Annotated in this window: 14 protein-coding genes and 1 pseudogene; 4 read left to right on the top strand and 11 right to left on the bottom strand. The window is 63.3% G+C overall.

Annotated features, from left to right (window positions below):
• Window positions 1-36: 36 nt before the first annotated feature.
• The 4 genes and pseudogenes from AruCF_RS28975 to AruCF_RS01270 form a co-directional block, all read right to left on the bottom strand.
• Window positions 37-933 (bottom strand): annotated as a pseudogene (locus AruCF_RS28975) (IS3 family transposase); the annotation flags it as partial.
• Window positions 870-1,403, bottom strand: coding sequence for a helix-turn-helix domain-containing protein (locus AruCF_RS30115; RefSeq protein ID WP_049076618.1), 534 nt, complete (start codon window positions 1,401-1,403; stop codon window positions 870-872). The gene AruCF_RS30115 and the pseudogene AruCF_RS28975, both read right to left, overlap by 64 nt.
• A 171-nt stretch (window positions 1,404-1,574) precedes the next feature.
• Complete coding sequence (locus AruCF_RS28970; RefSeq protein ID WP_144419066.1) at window positions 1,575-2,090, bottom strand: DUF8453 domain-containing protein; 516 nt, start codon at window positions 2,088-2,090, stop codon at window positions 1,575-1,577.
• A gap of 507 nt (window positions 2,091-2,597) precedes the next feature.
• A complete protein-coding gene (locus tag AruCF_RS01270) occupies window positions 2,598-2,861 on the bottom strand; it encodes a hypothetical protein (protein ID WP_080977293.1) in 264 nt (87 codons plus the stop codon).
• Between the two features lie 108 nt (window positions 2,862-2,969).
• Here AruCF_RS01270 and AruCF_RS01265 point away from each other — a divergent pair, with 108 nt between their 5' ends.
• From AruCF_RS01265 to AruCF_RS01255, 3 genes are read left to right on the top strand one after another with little or no spacing between them, the layout of a single operon-like run.
• Window positions 2,970-3,950: an AAA family ATPase gene (locus AruCF_RS01265; RefSeq protein ID WP_049070659.1), complete on the top strand. Its 981-nt coding sequence runs from the start codon at window positions 2,970-2,972 to the stop codon at window positions 3,948-3,950.
• A gap of 55 nt (window positions 3,951-4,005) precedes the next feature.
• Window positions 4,006-6,456, top strand: coding sequence for a S8 family peptidase (locus AruCF_RS01260; RefSeq protein WP_080977292.1), 2,451 nt, complete (start codon window positions 4,006-4,008; stop codon window positions 6,454-6,456).
• Between the two features lie 11 nt (window positions 6,457-6,467).
• The gene (locus tag AruCF_RS01255) at window positions 6,468-7,739 is read left to right on the top strand and encodes an IS256 family transposase (protein ID WP_144419191.1); all 1,272 of its coding nucleotides are present in this window, start codon (window positions 6,468-6,470) and stop codon (window positions 7,737-7,739) included.
• 497 nt (window positions 7,740-8,236) lie between these two features.
• Here the strand turns inward: AruCF_RS01255 and glmS are convergent, their stop codons facing one another.
• Entirely contained in the window at window positions 8,237-10,069 is a 1,833-nt protein-coding gene (glmS, locus tag AruCF_RS01250) for a glutamine--fructose-6-phosphate transaminase (isomerizing) (RefSeq protein ID WP_049070654.1), read from the bottom strand.
• A gap of 151 nt (window positions 10,070-10,220) precedes the next feature.
• On the opposite strand from glmS, the gene AruCF_RS01245 reads away from it, so the two are divergent.
• The gene (locus AruCF_RS01245; RefSeq protein WP_049070653.1) at window positions 10,221-10,712 is read left to right on the top strand and encodes an Lrp/AsnC family transcriptional regulator; all 492 of its coding nucleotides are present in this window, start codon (window positions 10,221-10,223) and stop codon (window positions 10,710-10,712) included.
• Between the two features lie 9 nt (window positions 10,713-10,721).
• On the opposite strand, the gene AruCF_RS01240 is transcribed toward AruCF_RS01245, so the two are convergent.
• The 6 genes from AruCF_RS01240 to AruCF_RS01215 all read right to left on the bottom strand — a co-directional run bounded on the left by AruCF_RS01240 (window position 10,722) and on the right by AruCF_RS01215 (window position 17,548).
• Window positions 10,722-11,783, bottom strand: coding sequence for a glycosyltransferase family 4 protein (locus AruCF_RS01240; RefSeq protein WP_049070652.1), 1,062 nt, complete (start codon window positions 11,781-11,783; stop codon window positions 10,722-10,724).
• Window positions 11,780-13,102: a UDP-glucose dehydrogenase family protein gene (locus AruCF_RS01235; protein ID WP_049070651.1), complete on the bottom strand. Its 1,323-nt coding sequence runs from the start codon at window positions 13,100-13,102 to the stop codon at window positions 11,780-11,782. Before AruCF_RS01235 ends, AruCF_RS01240 begins: the two co-directional genes overlap by 4 nt.
• Before the next feature lie 111 nt (window positions 13,103-13,213).
• Window positions 13,214-14,608 (bottom strand): MFS transporter, encoded by a 1,395-nt coding sequence (locus tag AruCF_RS01230; RefSeq protein ID WP_063582476.1) that lies wholly within the window; start codon window positions 14,606-14,608, stop codon window positions 13,214-13,216.
• Entirely contained in the window at window positions 14,605-15,978 is a 1,374-nt protein-coding gene (gene glmU / locus AruCF_RS01225) for a bifunctional UDP-N-acetylglucosamine diphosphorylase/glucosamine-1-phosphate N-acetyltransferase GlmU (RefSeq protein WP_049070648.1), read from the bottom strand. The genes AruCF_RS01230 and glmU overlap by 4 nt, the downstream gene beginning before the upstream one ends.
• A gap of 63 nt (window positions 15,979-16,041) precedes the next feature.
• Window positions 16,042-16,833: a PhaM family polyhydroxyalkanoate granule multifunctional regulatory protein gene (locus AruCF_RS01220; protein WP_083036495.1), complete on the bottom strand. Its 792-nt coding sequence runs from the start codon at window positions 16,831-16,833 to the stop codon at window positions 16,042-16,044.
• 43 nt (window positions 16,834-16,876) lie between these two features.
• Window positions 16,877-17,548, bottom strand: a complete 672-nt coding sequence (locus tag AruCF_RS01215) for an outer membrane lipoprotein (RefSeq protein ID WP_049070646.1) — start codon at window positions 17,546-17,548, stop codon at window positions 16,877-16,879.
• Window positions 17,549-17,615: the final 67 nt, after the last annotated feature.

Genomic DNA, 17,615 nt, shown 5'->3' with positions numbered 1-17,615 from the left:
TGAACTGACCCCCAGAAGTTGGACGGTCAGAAGAAGCTAAAGCCCGAAGGCCTGAGCTCGGTATTGCACCGGGCTCAGGCCTTTTAGCTTGAGCTTGATGCGGTGATGATTGTAGTAACGGATGTACTGCCGGATGCCGGCCTGCAACTGCTCGACGCTCTCGAAGCGGTTCAGGTGGAAGAACTCGGCCTTGAGCGTGCCGAAGAAGCTTTCCATGGCGGCATTGTCCAGGCAGTTGCCCTTGCGTGACATGCTCTGCGTCACAGACCGGGCAGCAAGCATCCGCCTGTACATAGGCTGCTGGTATTGCCAACCCTGGTCAGAGTGCAGGACGGGGTGCTCGGTCGGCCGCAGCCGCGCCAGCGCCTTTTTCAGCATGCTGCCCACGAGCTCGAACACCGGCCGGCGGCTGGTTTCATAGGCCACGATCTCGCCGTTATACAGGTCCATCACCGGCGACAGGTACAGCTTTTGGCCATGCACGTTGAACTCGGTCACGTCGGTGACCCACTTCTCGTTCGGACATGCCGCCTCGAAGCCGCGCGCTAGCACGTTGCCCGCCACGTGATGCGGCTGCCCCCGATACGAGCGGTACTTCTTGGTGCGCACGAGCGACTTCAAGCCCAGCACCTGCATCAGTTTTTGTACCGTCTTGTGGTTCACGGACTGCCCCGCTTGGCGTAACACGGCTGTGATGCGCCGGTAGCCGTACCGGCCCTTGTGGCTTGTGTAGACAGCACGGATCCTGCCTTTGATCTCAGCATACTTGTCGGTAGTTTGGGCCGCTTTGACCTGGTAGTAGTAAGTGCTGCGCGCCAGACTGGCCGCCTTGAGCAAGGCCGCCAGCGGATGGTGCTGCCTCAACCCAGTCACGGCTTGCGCTTTTTCTGCGCAGCCGCACGCCGCTTTTCCTGGATCAAGGCATCGAGTTTTTTTAAGTACGCGACCTCGGCGCGTAACTCGATCAACTCCTGGTTCTGCCTGGCGATGATCTGCTTGTCGTCCAGTTCGGTGCGAGGAACGTCAGGCTTGGCTGGCTTGGTGCTCATGGTCTTGGGGCGACCCTCACGAAGAGGCCGCAGTGCGTCGATACCTCCAGCATGATACTGGCGCGCCCATTTGCCAATATGCGATGCGCAGCGAATGTCGAACGCCACCGCTGTCTGGGCTTCAGACCACTGTTCGCGCCACATGCGCTTGAGCACCTTCAGCTTGAACGCCGCGTCATAGCTGGCACTCTTGCGCCGCAGTCCAGATGTACCGTGCGCCTGGTAACGGGTCACCCACCGCCTCACCGTTGCGTGATCAAGCCCATGACGGGCGGCAATCGCCTTGCTGCCCCCAGAGCCTGACTCATACTGCCTGACTACCTTGAGCTTGAAGCTCTGATCGTACTTCGCCATGTAAAAACCCCCGAAGGTTGGATCTACGTCCAACTTTCGGGGGTCAGTTCTGAAGGCGGGCTCTTGCACTACTTAGTGTATCCCCCGGCGAAACGATGCCTAAGCAATGGAGCCTGTCCGAGTGGCTAGCGGGGCCACCGACCGCCGAAGGCGCTCCGGTGGAATGAAGGGTTAGGCATGACCATCACCCCACATATAGCCCGTAAAACTTGCTGAATCAACTACTTCAAGCATCTGCTGCTGTGTGTAGCTGAGTCCGAACCAGCCTTCGTACTTTATGGTGATGGAAATCGTGGCCCTATTTTTCCAGAAGCCCGAATTTCCGATCTGTGTAGTTCCGAAAGAGCAAGATGTTCTATCGCCGTTGTGGAGGATCCTGATTCGCGGAGTTGCAGAGAAACATGCGAGCCATCTCGTTTTATTCTCCGTTGTCGCGTCATCCCCAAGCGCTGCTACAAGCGTCAATTCGTCAACACCCAGTACGATGTTCTTTGCCGGAATGGTGCCGGAGTTCAACAAGACAAGGTTGTACGTAATTGCTTGAGTGCCCGCTACATGCGTTCGGATCGCAGCCGTCACTATGGGGCGGAATTGGCGTCGCCAGAATATGATAGACGCTCCGAAGGTCAGGAGCGAGACAAGAAGAGCCACTAGCGCGATGGCGGTGTCAAAAGTCATGTTGTTCATGATCGAGAGTGCACCGGAGCATCGATGGAATTCCTGCGATACCTCACCTGGCGCTCTAGGAGGATGGGGGCTGCCGCAATAGTATCCATTTACAACCCGCCTTGCGCGGGTACAGCGAACACAAAGATCGCTGCTGGGAAGCGCTCAATCTCATCCGGTCGGTCGCTTCGAGAGGGCATAGTTTATCAGCCATCCCGCCCATTCGGTTGGGCACGAAAAGCGATATAGATTGGCGCGATCGCTCCCAACGCAGCGAACAGTCCGAGGGGCACTAAAGAGCGTGGTGCTAAGATAAAGCAGCGCGATAGCCGATAGGCTCAGAGATGAGCGGATGCGCTGCCCGCCGACTAGGTCGGTTCCACCAAAATTGGAGGAGAGAGGCTATCGGACTACGGAGCCCCGCCATGTGCGGGGCTTTCGCTTTGTGCAGTACCCCAAGACAGTCGAATGCACTGCGCGTCCCATCAAAGACCGTCCCCATCCGCCCCGGGCGTTTGCTTCGCGTTGTCAGCCGCCTAGAAGCATCACGGTCAGTCTCGCGTGCTGCAACGCCTTAGAAAGATCAGGCGATGTTTGACCATCGTGGCCGACGTGCAAATTGGCCACCATTTCTAAACATGAATTGATCACCGTAACGGGTGCGCCGAGCTTGCCACTTTCATAGCGAGAAAAGCAACTCTGATCAACGCCGAGTATGGCCGCGAACTCTCTTTGCGAACGCGAACCTCGTGCCATCTTCAAAAGTTCGTTTTGTGAACGGGGATAGATCATAAAAGGAACGGACGCCAATGTGATAATTACATCAAGATGCTATAATAGCATCACATGGTGGCGTTGTTATGCGTCGCCAAGTAGCATTGCTTCTGGACGAGAGAAAACATGGCACGCGCTGATCAACTTAAGGCGCTCCTACGAGCGCATGTGGGGCAAGACCCCGAGCACTTCTACACTGTGGCCATGCAAATGGCTGCGGACGAGGCGCGCCGTGGTCATGTCAAACTTGCGGCGGAACTTCGCGACTTGATCGATTCCGCGAAAGTTAAGGTCAAACCGATTCGATCTGCTCGTCCGATAGCGTTGGCACAACCTAAGGGGGAATTGGGCGATCTCTTGACTGCTCGATATCCGGAACAACACTTGGCTGAAATGGTTGTCGCAGAGACTGTTGCGCTGAAGCTTCAGCGAGTGCTGCGTGAACAACGCCACGCCGAAAAGCTCCGACTTCATGGTCTCGTACCGCGACGCAAACTTCTGCTCGTTGGGCCACCCGGCACAGGTAAAACCATGACGGCAAGCGTGCTGGCGGGAGAACTCAAGCTACCCTTGTTCACCGTTCGCTTCGATAGCCTGATCACTAAATTTATGGGTGAAAGTGCCTCGAAGCTCAGATTGATTTTTGAAGCACTGCATACGACTCGCGGTGTCTATTTTTTTGATGAGTTTGACTCTCTCGGCCTTCAACGCGGCAGTCAACATGACGTCGCAGAGATGCGCCGAACGCTGAACATGTTTCTTCAGCTCCTTGAACAGGACGACTCAGATAGCTTGATCGTTGCGGCGACGAATCACGCGAAGGATTTGGATGTTGCGTTGTTCCGTCGATTTGACGACGTGATTCGCTATGACCAGCCGGATGTCGCCCAGATCAGAGTTCTTCTGAAGAATAAGTTAAGTGGATTCGTGAGCAAGGGCTTCGCCCTTGGGCCAGTTGTCGACGCTGCATCGGGTCAGTCCCATGCAGAGATTTCTCGCGCATGTCTTGATTCCATCAAAGAGGCCGTAATGGACGGATCGGACGAAGTAAGCGCTGAAAACGTTATGCGGCATCTTGAGGAACGGGCCGTAGCACACCGAGGGTAGCGCGAAGATAAATTGGCGGGTAAAGTCAGGTTACTAAAAATGACAAAGAAGACAAATGCCCGATCCAATCCTGCCTCATCTGCGCGTAGATGGCTTTTCTGAGGCCTTCGATTTCAAATCGCCATCATCGGCCCCTCGCCGCCCCGCAGCACCCAGAGATCGGGCTGCGCACGGCCGAAAGCTAATACGCCAACTCCAAAACTTGGAGCGCACGATTCCAAACACTCAGGCCGAACGTGCTGCCGCAGGTCTCGAAGGGCAAAGCGGAATCACAGTCGCGCTCGAAATTCAGCCAATTGGAGCCCTCGACTTTCAAAGTGTCGAATGGAAAAGAGACGGTATTGAAGTCTTAAATGTCCAGCAAGAGGCAGAGGCCGAAACAGTTATTCTGCACATCCCCGACGGAAAATTGACAGCGCTCGTGCAACGCATTCAGGCCTACCTGAATGTGGACACGTCCAGAGGGAAACCAAAACACATGGCCCTAGTCAATGCAATCGAGCAGATACGAAATGCCGTTTTCGACGATCTTTGGACAGATCTGGCCCCCCCGCCTGAAGGCGGTGACTCACTTTGGTTCCAAGTTTGGCTTCGCGCCACTCGTGAGCATGCCAAGGATGTGGTCGAACGATTTAGAGAAGCTGCCGCCAAGTTGGAAATCGAAGTCGAGTCGGGACACGTTTCCTTTCCTGGAAGGGTCGTCGTAGCCGTACGGGCCACTCGAGACTCAATTCAAAAGGCCGCCGTCCTCTTAGACATGGTCGCGGAAATTCGCGGTGTGTCACCTACGGCGGAGTTTTTCCTATCGGAGCTTGCTCCGCACCAGCAAGAAGCTTGGATTCATGATCTGGTCAAACGTAGCAATCCGCTGGAAGGCATTGAGCAAAATCGGGTGACGCTGTTGGATACAGGCGTGAATGCCGGCCATCCACTACTGAGGGTTGGGCTTCCCAGAGCCAATATGCACGCTTACGATCCCGCTTGGCTTGTTGATGATCGGGACGGACATGGGACGGAGATGGCAGGCCTCTGCCTATACGGTAATCTCGTACCAACCCTCGCGCACGGCGACCCCGTAGATATCTCCCATCACTTGGAATCGGTCAAGATTCTCCCCGACGATGGCGATAACGCCCCTCATCTGTACGGACACATTATTTCGCAGGCTACTAGTCGCGTCGAAGTCAGCGCTCCAGCAGCGCGCCGCGTATTTGTCATGATGACAACCTCGATAGGCGATATCGGCGGGGAGCCGTCAGAATGGTCTGCCACTATTGATCAGCTCGCTTTCGGTCGACCGGCTATCGAAGTCGGAGTCGGCGCCGATAAGGATGAAGACAAGCGGACGCAAAGACTCTATGTGCTCGCGGGAGGCAACGTCCAATGGTCCGAGTGGCACCACTATCCCGACGTAAACCACGTACGTACCGCAGAGGACCCCAGCCAAGCTTGGAATGCTCTGACAGTTGGAGCCACCACAAATCTGATTGATGTGGATGCACAGAAGCATCCAGGATTGAGGGTCATTGCTCCTCTGGGCGGTCTTGCACCGGCCACCCGCACTTCTGTTCTTTGGAAACCGAAGTGGCCATTCAAGCCTGATGTCCTAGCTGAGGGCGGGAATGGTACTGTCGATGCGGGTAACAACGTGACGGTAGGTCCTGAATCGCTACGCCAGCTAACCACTGCTGCTGACATGCGCCGCGGACCCCTTTGTGAAACAGGCGACACAAGCGCTGCCACTGCTGAGGTAGCACGACTTTGTGCCCGCCTCGCTTGGCAGTATCCAGACTATTGGCCGGAGACTATCCGCGCGCTTGCAGTACAGGGCGCAAGGCATACTACGCAAATGCGCAGCATGCTCCCCGTCCAGCCGAGTCAGCTCGCGAAAAGAAATTTTCTAAGAACGTTCGGGCATGGGCTGATCAACGAACAACTGTCGCTATCGTCTGACGTCAACAGGCCAACGATGGTCATTCAGCAGGAGATACAACCACTCCAGCGAGAAGATGGAAATATCAAATTCGGTCAGGTGGTGTTCCATGAATTGCCGTGGCCAGCGGAAGAGCTTCTACCCCTAGCCGAGTCCGAAATTTCGCTCCGAATCACTCTTTCCTACTTTGTGGAGCCCAATCCAAGCAAACGAGGTTGGCAGAGTAAGTTTCGATATCAATCGTATGGATTGCGCTTTGCCCTGAAGGGCGCGACAGAAACCGACCAAGAATTCGCTGAACGTGTAAACGCGCTCGAGCGAGATGAGGATGATGAAGAAAGCCACGGCGACCCCGATCGCGCTGGGTGGTCTTACGGCCATCAGCTTCGGACAAAAGGGTCTTTACACTCCGACGTTTGGACTGGATCCGCAGCCGAGTTGGCAGCTAAAGGAACAATTGCAGTGTTCCCGGTAGGAGGCTGGTGGAAGGATTGGAAAGATGCGAGGCAATGGAACACCAGCGTACGGGGGCCTATCCGCAATTTTGTGTGCGGGGCATATCATGAGGACTAAAGATCATGGATATGCCGATGAAGAAAAGACGCACAGCAGCCGCTCAGGCGGCGGCCCGTGGGCCGCTGCCTGAAGTCCCAGCCGAACTACTGGACCATCTGGTCAAGGGACCGATGACGCCCAGCGAGGTTCAAGACCTGTTCCTGTCGTTCCAGAAGGCGGTGATCGAGCGCACGATGGCCGCCGAGATGAACCTGCATCTGGGCTATCGGCCAGGCGAGGACAAGCCCGAGGGCCAGGCCAACGAGCGCAACGGCGCCAGCGGCAAGACGGTGCTGACCGAGCGTGGCCCGGTGCGCGTGGAGCTTCCCCGCGACCGGGACGGCTCCTTCGCCCCGATCCTGATCCCCAAGCACGAACGACGCTTCACCGGGTTCGATGACCGGATCATCGCCATGTACGCCCGGGGCATGAGCGTGCGCGAGATCCAGGCGTTCCTGGCCGAGAGCTACGGCACCGAGGTCTCGCCGGACTTCATCAGCTCGGTCACCGACGAGGTCATGGCCGAGACGATTGCCTGGCAGAACCGGCCGCTGGAGGCGATGTACCCGGTGGTGTTCTTCGACGCGCTGCGGGTCAAGATCCGCGACGACGGCGGGGTCAGCAACAAGGCGGTGTACCTGGCGCTGGGTGTGCAGGCCGACGGCCAGCGCGACGTGCTGGGCTTGTGGGTCGAGCAGACCGAGGGGGCCAAGTTCTGGCTCAAGGTCTTCAATGAACTCAAGACCCGAGGGTGCCAGGACATCCTGATCGCCGTGGTCGACGGCCTGAAGGGCCTGGCCGAGGCCATCGGCACGGCCTTCCCGCGCACGACCGTGCAGACCTGCATCGTGCATCTGATCCGCAACAGCCTGGATTACGCGGGCTGGAAGGATCGCAAGGCCGTGGCCGCCGCCCTGCGCCCGATCTACGCGGCCGCCAGCGCACAAGCGGCCGAGCAGGCGCTGCAGGCGTTCGCCGATGGACCTTGGGGAACCAGGTACCCCACGATCGTCGCTGCCTGGCAACGGGCCTGGGAGAACGTCACGCCGTTCTTCGTGTTCCCGCCAGACATCAGGCGCGTGATCTACACGACCAACGCCATCGAGAGCTTGAACATGCAATTGCGCAAGATCATCAAGACGCGAGGCCACTTCCCAACGGATGAGGCCGCCATCAAGCTCCTATGGCTGGCGCTACGCAACGTGCTGGCCAAGTCCGTCAGAGCGACCTTCGACTGGAAAGTCGCCATGAACCAGTTTGCTATCCTGTTCGGCGAACGGTTTACTGCGGCCCGGGGATAACAACTTTTAAAACGCCTCGCCCACAAAAATACGGACAGGCTCGCGTACGGTACTCACTGGTACTGACTCTAGAAGCTCCTGAGGATATAGGGGTGGACCTCTATACGCCAATAAAGAATCAAATTGAGGTCGTCCAAGAGATCGTTATTCCCAGGTAAACGGGCCGCGGGGGGGTGTCACATGACCTATACCGGTTCCTCCATCCTCTAGAAAGGCGGACCGCTCACCTCGCGATGGCCCTACGACCAGCGGAGTGCAGCCCCTCGTTCACTCAGACGCGCAGTTCCTAGCCCACCCGGACAGTGCTGGCGCGCACCGAGCTAATCGGATGCACCAAAAGAGGGCCGCTCTGCGGCCCTCTCCCTCGCTCTAACAACCGATGAGCCCAACTTAGCCTCACAATCGACGACGAAATGGTCCGTTCGAGTCGCGACCGACTTTATTCCGCGCGACCGACTTTATTTCTCGTTTTCAGGGCCAAGGCCCTCGCCGCGATATCACTCCACCGTCACGCTCTTGGCCAGGTTGCGCGGCTTGTCCACATCGGTGCCGCGGGCGCAGGCCGTGTGGTACGACAGCAGCTGCAGCGGCACCGTGTGCAGGATCGGCGACAGCTTGCCGTAGTGCTCGGGCATGCGGATCACGTGCATGCCTTCGGCGCTCTGGATCTTGCTGTCGGCGTCGGCGAACACGTACAGCTCGCCGCCGCGCGCGCGCACTTCCTGCATGTTGGACTTCAGCTTTTCCAGCAGCTCGTCCTTGGGCGCGATGGTGACCACGGGCATGTGCTCGGTCACCAGGGCCAGCGGGCCGTGCTTGAGTTCGCCGGCCGGATAGGCCTCGGCGTGGATGTAGCTGATTTCCTTGAGCTTGAGCGCGCCTTCCAACGCGATCGGGTAATGCATGCCGCGGCCCAGGAACAGCGCGTTTTCCTTCGAGGCAAAGCGGTCGGCCCAGGCCATGATCTGCGGTTCCAGCGCCAGCACCGAGCCGATGGCCACGGGCAGGTGGCGCAGCGCCTTCAGGTGTTCTGCCTCCTGCTCGTCGGTGAGGCGGCCCCGCACCTGAGCCAGCGCCAGCGTCAAGAGGAACAGCGCGGTCAGCTGCGTGGTGAAAGCCTTGGTCGAGGCCACGCCGATTTCGACGCCGGCGCGGGTGATGTACGACAGCTTGCACTCGCGCACCATGGCGCTGGTCGACACGTTGCAGATGGTCAGCGTGTTTTCCATGCCCAGCGAGCGGGCGTGCTTGAGCGCGGCCAGGGTGTCGGCGGTTTCGCCCGACTGCGAGATCGTGACGACCAGCGAACGCGGGTTCGGCACGCTGTCGCGGTAGCGGTATTCGCTGGCGATTTCGACGGCCACGGGGATCTTGGCGATCGATTCGATCCAATACTTGGCGGTCAGGCCGGCGTAATAGCTGGTGCCGCAGGCCAGGATCAGCAACGAATCGATGTCCTTGAAGATCTTGTAGGCGTCGTCGCCGAACAGTTCGGGCGTGATGGCCTCGATGTCCTGCAGCGTGTCGCCCACGGCGCGCGGCTGCTCGAAGATCTCCTTCTGCATGTAGTGGCGGTAGGGGCCGAGTTCGGCCGCGCCGGTATGCACCTGCACCGTGTGCACCTGGCGTTCCACGTTCTTGCCGTTGGCGTCCACGATCCAGACGCGCGACAGCTGCAGGTCGACGACGTCGCCGTCTTCCAGGTAGATGATCTGGTCGGTCGTGCCGGCCAGCGCCAGCGCGTCCGAGGCCAGGAAGTTCTCGTTCTGCCCCACGCCCACCACCAGCGGCGAGCCCTGGCGCGCGCCGACCACGCGGTGCGGCTCGTCGCGGCAGAACACGGCGATGGCGTAGGCGCCATGCAGGCGGCGCACGGCGTTCTGCACGGCTTCGAACAGGTCGCCGGCGTACAGGTGGTTGACCAGATGCGCGATCACTTCGGTGTCGGTCTGGCTTTCGAAGACGTAGCCCACGGCCTGCAGCTCGGCGCGCAGTTCGTCGTGGTTCTCGATGATGCCGTTGTGCACCAGCGCGATGCGCGGCTCGTCGTTGCCCAGATGCGAGAAATGCGGGTGGGCGTTGTGCGTGGCCGGCACGCCGTGGGTGGCCCAGCGGGTATGGGCGATGCCGGTGAAACCTTGCACCTTGTCCTGCGCGACCTGCTCGGCCAGCTCGGCCACGCGCTGGGTGCTGCGCGTGCGGCGCAGGTGGCCGTCGGCGTACACGGCGACGCCGCAGGAGTCATAGCCGCGGTATTCCAGCCGCTTCAGGCCTTCGACCAGGATCGGGGTGATGTCGCGCTGGGCGACGGCGCCAACAATGCCGCACATAGGAGAGACTCCGGAAAGTTCGAGTACGGAACGCATTGTGCGCGCAGCCACAAGAAATTTGATTTCTTTATCTGCGTATATTTGACAGTTTATTCACTTACATATTTGTGATTAAATAATATTTCACCAATCATCCATTCATGAATTAATCATGCAAAACCAGCCGATCACCTTGCCGGAATTGGACGATCTGGACCTGCGCATCCTGGAACAGCTGCAGGACGACAACTCGCTGACCAACCAGGAGCTGGCCGCGCGCGTGCACGCCTCGCCGCCGACCTGCCTGCGGCGGGTGCGGCGCCTGGTGGAAGAAGGGGTGATCGCGCGCCAGGTGGCCATCCTGGCGGCCGGGAAGCTGGGCAGCACGCTGACCGCCATCGTCGAGATCACGCTGGACGTGCAGGCGGCCGAAAGCCTGGACGCCTTCGAACAGATCATGTTGGCGGAACCGGCGGTGCTGCAGTGCTACCGCGTGTCGCCGGGGCCGGATTTCGTGGTGATCGCGCAGGTCCGGGACATGCCCGCCTATCACGCGCTGGCGCACCGCGCCTTCACCGCGCACGCCAACGTGCGCAACGTGCGCACGTTCTTCTCGGTGCACCGCGCCAAGTTCGAGACCCGCATCGACGTGCGGACGCCATAGCGACGCGCCTCAGCGGGCCGCCAGCAACCGCTCGAACTGCGCCAGATAACGATTGCCCATCTTCTGCACGTCGTGCTCGTCGCGCACGTACTGATACGCGCGCTCGGTGATCTCCTGGCGGAACGCGGCATCATCCAGGCAACGCGCCATGCCCTGGGCCATGGCATGGAAATCGGCCACCGCGCACAGCACGCCGCGCCCGTCGGCCAGGCTTTCCTTCAAGCCGCCAGCGTCGGTGGACACCACCGGCACCCGCTGCAGGAAGGCGTCCAGCACGCTGCTGCCCAGCGCCTCTTCCTCGGAACTCATGACGAACACGTCGAGGATGCTGTAGAAATCCTCGACGCCCTTGCGAAAGCCCGCGAAACGGTAGACGTCCTCGACGCCCAGCGCGCGCGCCTCGTCGCGCGCCTGCTGTTCGCGGTCGCCGCCGGCGCCGAAATGCAGGAAGACGAAATCGCGCCGCGTCCTGGCCAGTTCGGCCACCGCGCGCACCAGCGTCACCGGGTCCTTGTCGCGGATCAGCGCGGCCGACGTGGCCATGACCTTCTTGCCTTCCAGATCGAACTCGCGCACCAGCGCGGCGACGTTCTCCTGGTTGATCTGGTGCGGCTCGACCGCGCTGCGGATGATGACCGGGTCCAGCCCCAGGCGCCGCGGCTCGCTCGCGGCCATGTCGCTGATCGCCACGAACAGGTCGGTGTGACGCCACTTGAAGCCGGTCTTCCATTCCTCGTTGGGCTTGACCACGAACGAGGTGCGGCGTGAAAACGCCACCGGGCGCCGGTGCAGCCACTTGGTCAGCACCGCCCAGGTGACGGTGTTGGCGGTCTGGGCGTGGATGATGTCGTAGCCGCTGCCCGCGCGCGCCAGGAACGCCAGCTGCGCCGGCACGTTGCGGACGGTGTGCGCCACGAAGCCCTCCTGGCGCACGCGCTCGGCCAGCGGGCCGCCTTCGCGGCACAGCACTTCGACCTGGTGGCCGGCGTTGCGGAACGCGCGCATGCAGTACAGCGTCTGGCGTTCGCCCCCGCGCCAACCCTTTTCGAAGTTGAGCTGCAGGATCTTCATGCGCGGCCGATGCCCGAGTACTCGAAGCCCTGCGCGCGCACGTCGGCCGGCGTGTAGAGATTGCGGCCGTCGATGATCAGCGGCGTCTTGAGCAGGGCCTTGACGCGGTCGAAGTCGGGCGCGCGGAAGACCTTCCACTCGGTGGCGATCAGCAGCGCGTCGGCGCCGTCCAGCGCGTCGTACATGTCGGTGGCGAAGCTCACGCCGGGCTTGCCATCGAGGACGCGGGCGGCCTCGTGCATGGCCACCGGATCGTAGGCGCGCACGGTGGCGCCGCGGCGCGTCAGCTCGGCGATCACGGTCAGGCTGGGCGCCTCGCGCATGTCATCGGTGTTGGGCTTGAACGACAGGCCCCACAGCGCGATCCGGCGGCCGCTCAGGTCCTCGCCGTAGCGGGCCACCAGCTTTTCCGACAGGCGGAACTTCTGCGCGTGGTTGGCGGCCTCGGCCGCCTCGATGACGCGCATCGGCAGCGCATTCTCGGCGGCGGTGTTGACCAGCGCCTGCACGTCCTTGGGGAAACACGAGCCGCCATAGCCGGCGCCCGGATACAGGAAGTGATAGCCGATGCGCGGATCGGCGCCGATGCCGCGGCGCACCTGCTCGATGTCGGCGCCCAGCGCTTCGGCCAGGTTGGCCATCTCGTTCATGAACGAGATGCGGGTGGCCAGCATGGCGTTGGCGGCGTACTTGGTCAGCTCGGCCGAGCGCACGTCCATCACCATCAGACGATCGTGGGTGCGCTGGAACGGCTCGTAGATGCGGCGCATGACGCCGATGGTGTAGTCGTCGTCGGCGCCGACGATGACCCGGTCCGGGCTCATGAAGTCGTTGATCGCCGCGCCTTCCTTCAGGAATTCCGGGTTGGAGGCGACGCTGAACGGCACCTCGACGCCGCGCCCGGCCAATTCCTCGGCCACCGCGGCGCGCACCTTGTCGGCGGTGCCGACCGGCACGGTGGACTTGTCCACGATCAGCTTGCGGCTGGTCATATGGCGGGCAATGTTGCGGGCCGCGGCCAGCACGTATTTCAGGTCGGCCGAGCCGTCCTCGCCGGGCGGTGTGCCCACGGCGATGAACTGCACGTCGCCGAAGGCCACGCTCTGGGCCACGTCGTCGGTGAAATGCAGGCGGCCGGCCTGCACGTTGCGCCGCACCAGGTCTTCCAGGCCGGGCTCGTAGATGGGGATACCACCCTGGCGCAGCAGGGCGATCTTGGCCGCGTCCACGTCCAGGCACATGACGTCGTTGCCCATGTCGGCCAGGCACGCTCCCGACACCAACCCTACGTAACCGGTACCCACGACCGTGATTTTCATGCCTGAACGCCTTAAAAATAGGTAATCGTCGCGCCGGGACATCCCGCCCCGGCGCCGGTGGCCATTATAGAAGGGCGGGCCGGCCGCCCGGCGCGCGGCGGCCGCTACGCGCTAGGGTGCCCGCAGCTTGCTGAAGCGCACGGTGTTCACCACCACCGCCAGGCCGGCGCAGATCGTGCCCAGCACCAGCGCCAGCCCCGGGCCATGCGCCGCGCTGACGCTGAAGGCGATCGCCACCAGCGCGGTGCCGAAGCTCTGCCCGAACACCCGGGTGGTGGCCTGCAGGCCGCCCGCGGCACCGCTGCGGGCGCGCGGCGCCGCCGACAGCATGGCGCGGTTGTTCGGCGTCTGGAAGAAACCGAAGCCCACGCCGGCCACGAACATGCCGGCGATGATTGGCACGTTGCCCACCGCGGCCGGCAGCGCCGCCAGCCACAGCATGCCGGCCACCATGGTGGCCGCGCCGATGCCGCTCAGGGTGGCGGCGGAATAGCGGTCCGACAGGCGTCCGGCCAGCGGCGCGATCAGGGCCGTGCCCACCGGCCAGGCGCCCATCAGCATGCCCACCTCAAGGTAGGGCCGGCCCAGCACCTGCTGGAAATAGAAGGGCAGCGACACATACGAGGCCATCTGCGCCGCGAAGGTGCAGGCCGACGCCCCCACCGCGAACGCCAGCGGCCGGATGCGCAGCAGGTCCACCGGCACCAGCGGCGCGGGCTGGCGGCTGGCGCGGCGCACCAGCACCAGGCCGGCCACCGCCGCGATCGCCACCAGGCCGATGCCGCGCAGCAGGTCCTCGCCCATCATGTCGACGCCGGAAATGAACACGCCCAGCGTCGCCATGCACAGCAGCGCGCTGATCCCGTCCAGCCGCACATCGTTGCGCGGCACTTCCGGCAGGTGGCGCAGGCCGAACATGGCCAGCACGCAAATGGGCAGGTTGACCGCGAAGATCCACGGCCACGGCGCCACCGACAGGATCGCCGAGCCGATGGTGGGACCCAGCACCGACATCACCGCCACCGTGGTGGCGTTGATGCTGATGCCGCGCCCCAGCATCCTGAGCGGATAGATGTTGCGCACCAGGCCGCCAAACAGACACATCAGCGTCGCCGCGCCCACGCCCTGGAACACGCGCGCCGCCGTCAGCTGCGCCAGCGTGCCGGCCAGCGCGCACCCCAGCGAGGCCAGCGTGAACAGCATCAACCCGAAGGTGAACATGCGGCGAAAGCCGATGCGCTCGGCCAGGGCCGACAACGGCAGCAGCATCATCACCACCGCCAGGTTGTAGGCATTGACCACCCACACCGCCTGTGCCGGCGAGGCGTTCAGATCGGCCGCGATGGTCGGCAGGGCGACGTTGGCAATGGTGGTGTCCAGCACTGACAGGCTGATGCCCGTCATCACGGTCGCGGCCGCCCAGTAGCGGCGCGGCGCCGGCAGGCCGTCGGCGGCGGCGGCGGGCTTGGCGCTGCCCGCCGGCGCCTGGGACGCCGGCCCGGTCACGACTTCTTGACCGGCCGTTGCCAACCGTCGACAGTGACCTGCTTGCCGCGCGACACCGTCAGCTTGTCGGCCGGCGCGTCGCGGGTCAGGGTGGTGCCCGCGCCCAGCGTGGCGCCGCGGCCCACGCGCACCGGGGCCACCAGTTGCGTGTCCGAGCCGATGAAGGCGTCGTCCTCGATCACGGTGCGGTGCTTGTTGACGCCGTCGTAGTTGCAGGTGATGGTGCCCGCGCCCACGTTCACGCGCGCGCCGATGTCGGCGTCGCCAATGTAGGCCAGGTGGTTGGCCTTGCTGTCGGCGCCCAGCACGCTCTTCTTGATCTCGACGAAGTTGCCCACATGGGTGCGGTCGCCCAGCTCGGCGCCCGGACGCAGGCGGGCATACGGGCCGATGCGCGCATCGCCGCCCACCTGGGCCTGTTGCAGATGGCTGAAGGCCTCGATCTGCGTGCCCGCGCCGATGCTCACATCGCGCAGCACACAATGCGGGCCGACGCGCACGCCGTCGGCCAGCGTCACCTGGCCCTCGAACACGCAGCCCACGTCGATGAACACGTCGCGGCCGCAGGTCAGGGTGCCGCGCACGTCAAAACGGGCGGGATCGGCCAGCGTCACGCCGGCCTCGAGCTGGCGACGCGCCTGCTCGCCCTGCCAGCGGCGCTCCAGTTCGGCCTGCTGCACGCGGCTGTTCACGCCCAGCGTCTCCCACGATGCCCCCGGCTGGGCCGCGCCCACCGGCACGCCGTCGACCACGGCCAGGCCGACCACGTCGGTCAGGTAGTACTCGCCCTGGGCGTTGTTGTTGTCGATGCGCGAGAGCCAGTCCTTGAGCCGCGCGGTCGGCGCGGCCAGGATGCCGGTGTTCACTTCCTTGATGGCGCGTTCGGCCTCGGAGGCATCCTTGTGCTCGACGATGCGGCAGACGTTGCCGGCGGCGTCGCGCACGATGCGGCCGTAGCCGGTGGAGTCGGCCAGCACTTCGGTCAGCACCGCGGCGCCAGCGCCGCGCGCCTGCAGCAGGCGGCGCAACGTCTCGGGCTGCACCAGCGGCACGTCGCCGTACAGCACCAGGGTCACGTCGTCCTTGCCGTCGCCCTCGCGCAGCAGCGGCACGGCCTGCTGGACCGCGTGGCCGGTGCCTTGCTGCGGTTGCTGCAACGCGAATTGCAGGTCGTCCTGGCCCGCGAAAGCCTGCTTGACGCGGTCGGCGCCATGGCCGACCACCACGATGATACGGGCCGGCTCGAGCTGGCGGGCGCTGTCCAGCACGTGCGCCAGCATGGGTTTGCCGGCCAGGGTGTGCAGCACCTTGGGCAGATCGGACTGCATGCGCTTGCCGAGTCCGGCTGCGAGAATCACTACATTGAGCATAGGTTCCGGTATGTGAATGCGCCCGCAACCGCCGTCCGACGGTCCGGGACTGGATTGAAAATATCAGGGCTTGCCGTCGGCAGGCCCGCTGTTCTTGGCGGCCGCCTTGGCGGCCGGTTTGCGCGCGGCCTTGCGGGCGGGCTTGGCGACCGTCTTGGCGGCCTTGGCCGCCGGGGCGGCCGCGGCCTGCGGCCCGCCCGGCTTGGCCTTGGGTTTGTCGGCCGCGGGGGCAGGCTGGCTGCCCGGCATCGATGCGGCCGTGGCCGCCGCGATCTGGTTGAACTGCTGTTGCAGCAGGTCCCACCAGGCCTTGGAGGCCGACTGCGCCGCCGCGCCCATCTGCTCGCTCATGCCGGGCTGGGCACGGGCATCGCCGCCTTCGGCCTCGGACGCCTTGGCCTCGGCCTGCGCCGCGCCCGCCGAATCTTGCGACGCGCCTTTCGGCGCGCTCTTGGCGGCCGGGGCCGGCTTCAGGCCCAGCACCACTTCCAGCGGCGACGCCGCGCCGCTGTCGCGCACCGCGCCCAGGTCCAGGTTGGCGGCCGAATCGACAAACGCGCGCAGCGTGCTGATGGTGGAGCGCTGCACTTCCATGCCCTGGATCGTGCTGGACAGCATCGACAGGTTCATGCGCAGCCAGTTCTCCACGGAGCGCAGCTCGGCGATACGGCGATCCAGGTCTTCCAGGTTCATGGGCGGCGCCATCGGCAGGCTGCACGCCAGCCCGCCCGGCCCGGTCAGGCCTGCCCAGGCCTGGCGCATCATTTCCATGCTGGCCAGCAGCGGGTTGCCCGACAGGTCGGAATTCTGGCCCATGCCGGGCAGGACGAACGGGTTGGTGTGTTGATCGCTCATTCCTGTCTTCCCATAGATCCCAAAACGCTGCCGGCCGGCACGGTCATCCCGGCAGCAGCTGATTATTCTCCACGCGCACGTGGTCGCCGGACGCAAAGGCGAACGGCTGCGCGCTGCGGAACTGGCGCGTGCTGCCGTCGTTCATGCGTACCGTGAGCTCGTAGTGCGTCACCGTTTGTTGCTGCCTGATATTACGCTCAACTTCACGGCCTGCCAAAGCACCGCCCACCGCGCCCAGCACGGTCAGCGCCGTCTTGCCGTTGCCGCCGCCAAACTGGTTGCCGACCACGCCCCCGGCGACGCCGCCGGCGATAGTGCCGACCAGATGGTCGCTATTGTCCTTGACCGGCACCTGCACCTGGCGAATGGTTTCCACCACGCCGCAAGTGCGGCAGCCCTGCGCGGCCGGCGCCGGCGCGGGCGCTGGCCGGCCCTGCGCCTGGGCGGGAGCCTGGGCCTGGGCCGCCGGCGGTCGCGCGCCCGGCGCCTGCGGCTGGCCGGGGGCTCCAAGCTGGGCCGGGGCCAGGTTGGCGCCCTCGGGACCGGCCTGGACCAGCGCCGGATCCTCGGGGTGCGGCGTGGCCGACGGCGTCGGCAGCCAGCCCATCACGGCGGCCACGCCGACCGAGCACATGATGATCACGGCAATGGCGGCGGCCGCGAACAGGGGATGCAGGCCACGGCGGGGAGATTCGGTAGGGGCGGGATAATTCATGACGATGCTCCATCGTTACTAACCGGCAGTGGTATAGCACCCGGATGCGGTTTCGGCATGTTGCGAT

Source organism: Achromobacter ruhlandii (assembly GCF_002082135.1).
Lineage (GTDB): Bacteria > Pseudomonadota > Gammaproteobacteria > Burkholderiales > Burkholderiaceae_B > Achromobacter > Achromobacter ruhlandii.
Note: the sequence above shows the minus strand (reverse complement) of the source record. Positions and strands in the feature narration are given on the sequence as shown.

What these genes read in the sequence shown, in the direction of transcription:
- AruCF_RS30115 (WP_049076618.1), bottom strand. Translation starts at nt 1,403, where the DNA reads ATGGCGAAGTACGATCAGAGCTTCAAGCTCAAGGTAGTCAGGCAGTAT.
- AruCF_RS28970 (WP_144419066.1), bottom strand. Translation starts at nt 2,090, where the DNA reads ATGAACAACATGACTTTTGACACCGCCATCGCGCTAGTGGCTCTTCTT.
- AruCF_RS01270 (WP_080977293.1), bottom strand. Translation starts at nt 2,861, where the DNA reads ATGATCTATCCCCGTTCACAAAACGAACTTTTGAAGATGGCACGAGGT.
- AruCF_RS01265 (WP_049070659.1), top strand. Translation starts at nt 2,970, where the DNA reads ATGGCACGCGCTGATCAACTTAAGGCGCTCCTACGAGCGCATGTGGGG.
- AruCF_RS01260 (WP_080977292.1), top strand. Translation starts at nt 4,006, where the DNA reads ATGCCCGATCCAATCCTGCCTCATCTGCGCGTAGATGGCTTTTCTGAG.
- AruCF_RS01255 (WP_144419191.1), top strand. Translation starts at nt 6,468, where the DNA reads ATGCCGATGAAGAAAAGACGCACAGCAGCCGCTCAGGCGGCGGCCCGT.
- glmS (WP_049070654.1), bottom strand. Translation starts at nt 10,069, where the DNA reads ATGTGCGGCATTGTTGGCGCCGTCGCCCAGCGCGACATCACCCCGATC.
- AruCF_RS01245 (WP_049070653.1), top strand. Translation starts at nt 10,221, where the DNA reads ATGCAAAACCAGCCGATCACCTTGCCGGAATTGGACGATCTGGACCTG.
- AruCF_RS01240 (WP_049070652.1), bottom strand. Translation starts at nt 11,783, where the DNA reads ATGAAGATCCTGCAGCTCAACTTCGAAAAGGGTTGGCGCGGGGGCGAA.
- AruCF_RS01235 (WP_049070651.1), bottom strand. Translation starts at nt 13,102, where the DNA reads ATGAAAATCACGGTCGTGGGTACCGGTTACGTAGGGTTGGTGTCGGGA.
- glmU (WP_049070648.1), bottom strand. Translation starts at nt 15,978, where the DNA reads ATGCTCAATGTAGTGATTCTCGCAGCCGGACTCGGCAAGCGCATGCAG.
- AruCF_RS01220 (WP_083036495.1), bottom strand. Translation starts at nt 16,833, where the DNA reads ATGAGCGATCAACACACCAACCCGTTCGTCCTGCCCGGCATGGGCCAG.
- AruCF_RS01215 (WP_049070646.1), bottom strand. Translation starts at nt 17,548, where the DNA reads ATGAATTATCCCGCCCCTACCGAATCTCCCCGCCGTGGCCTGCATCCC.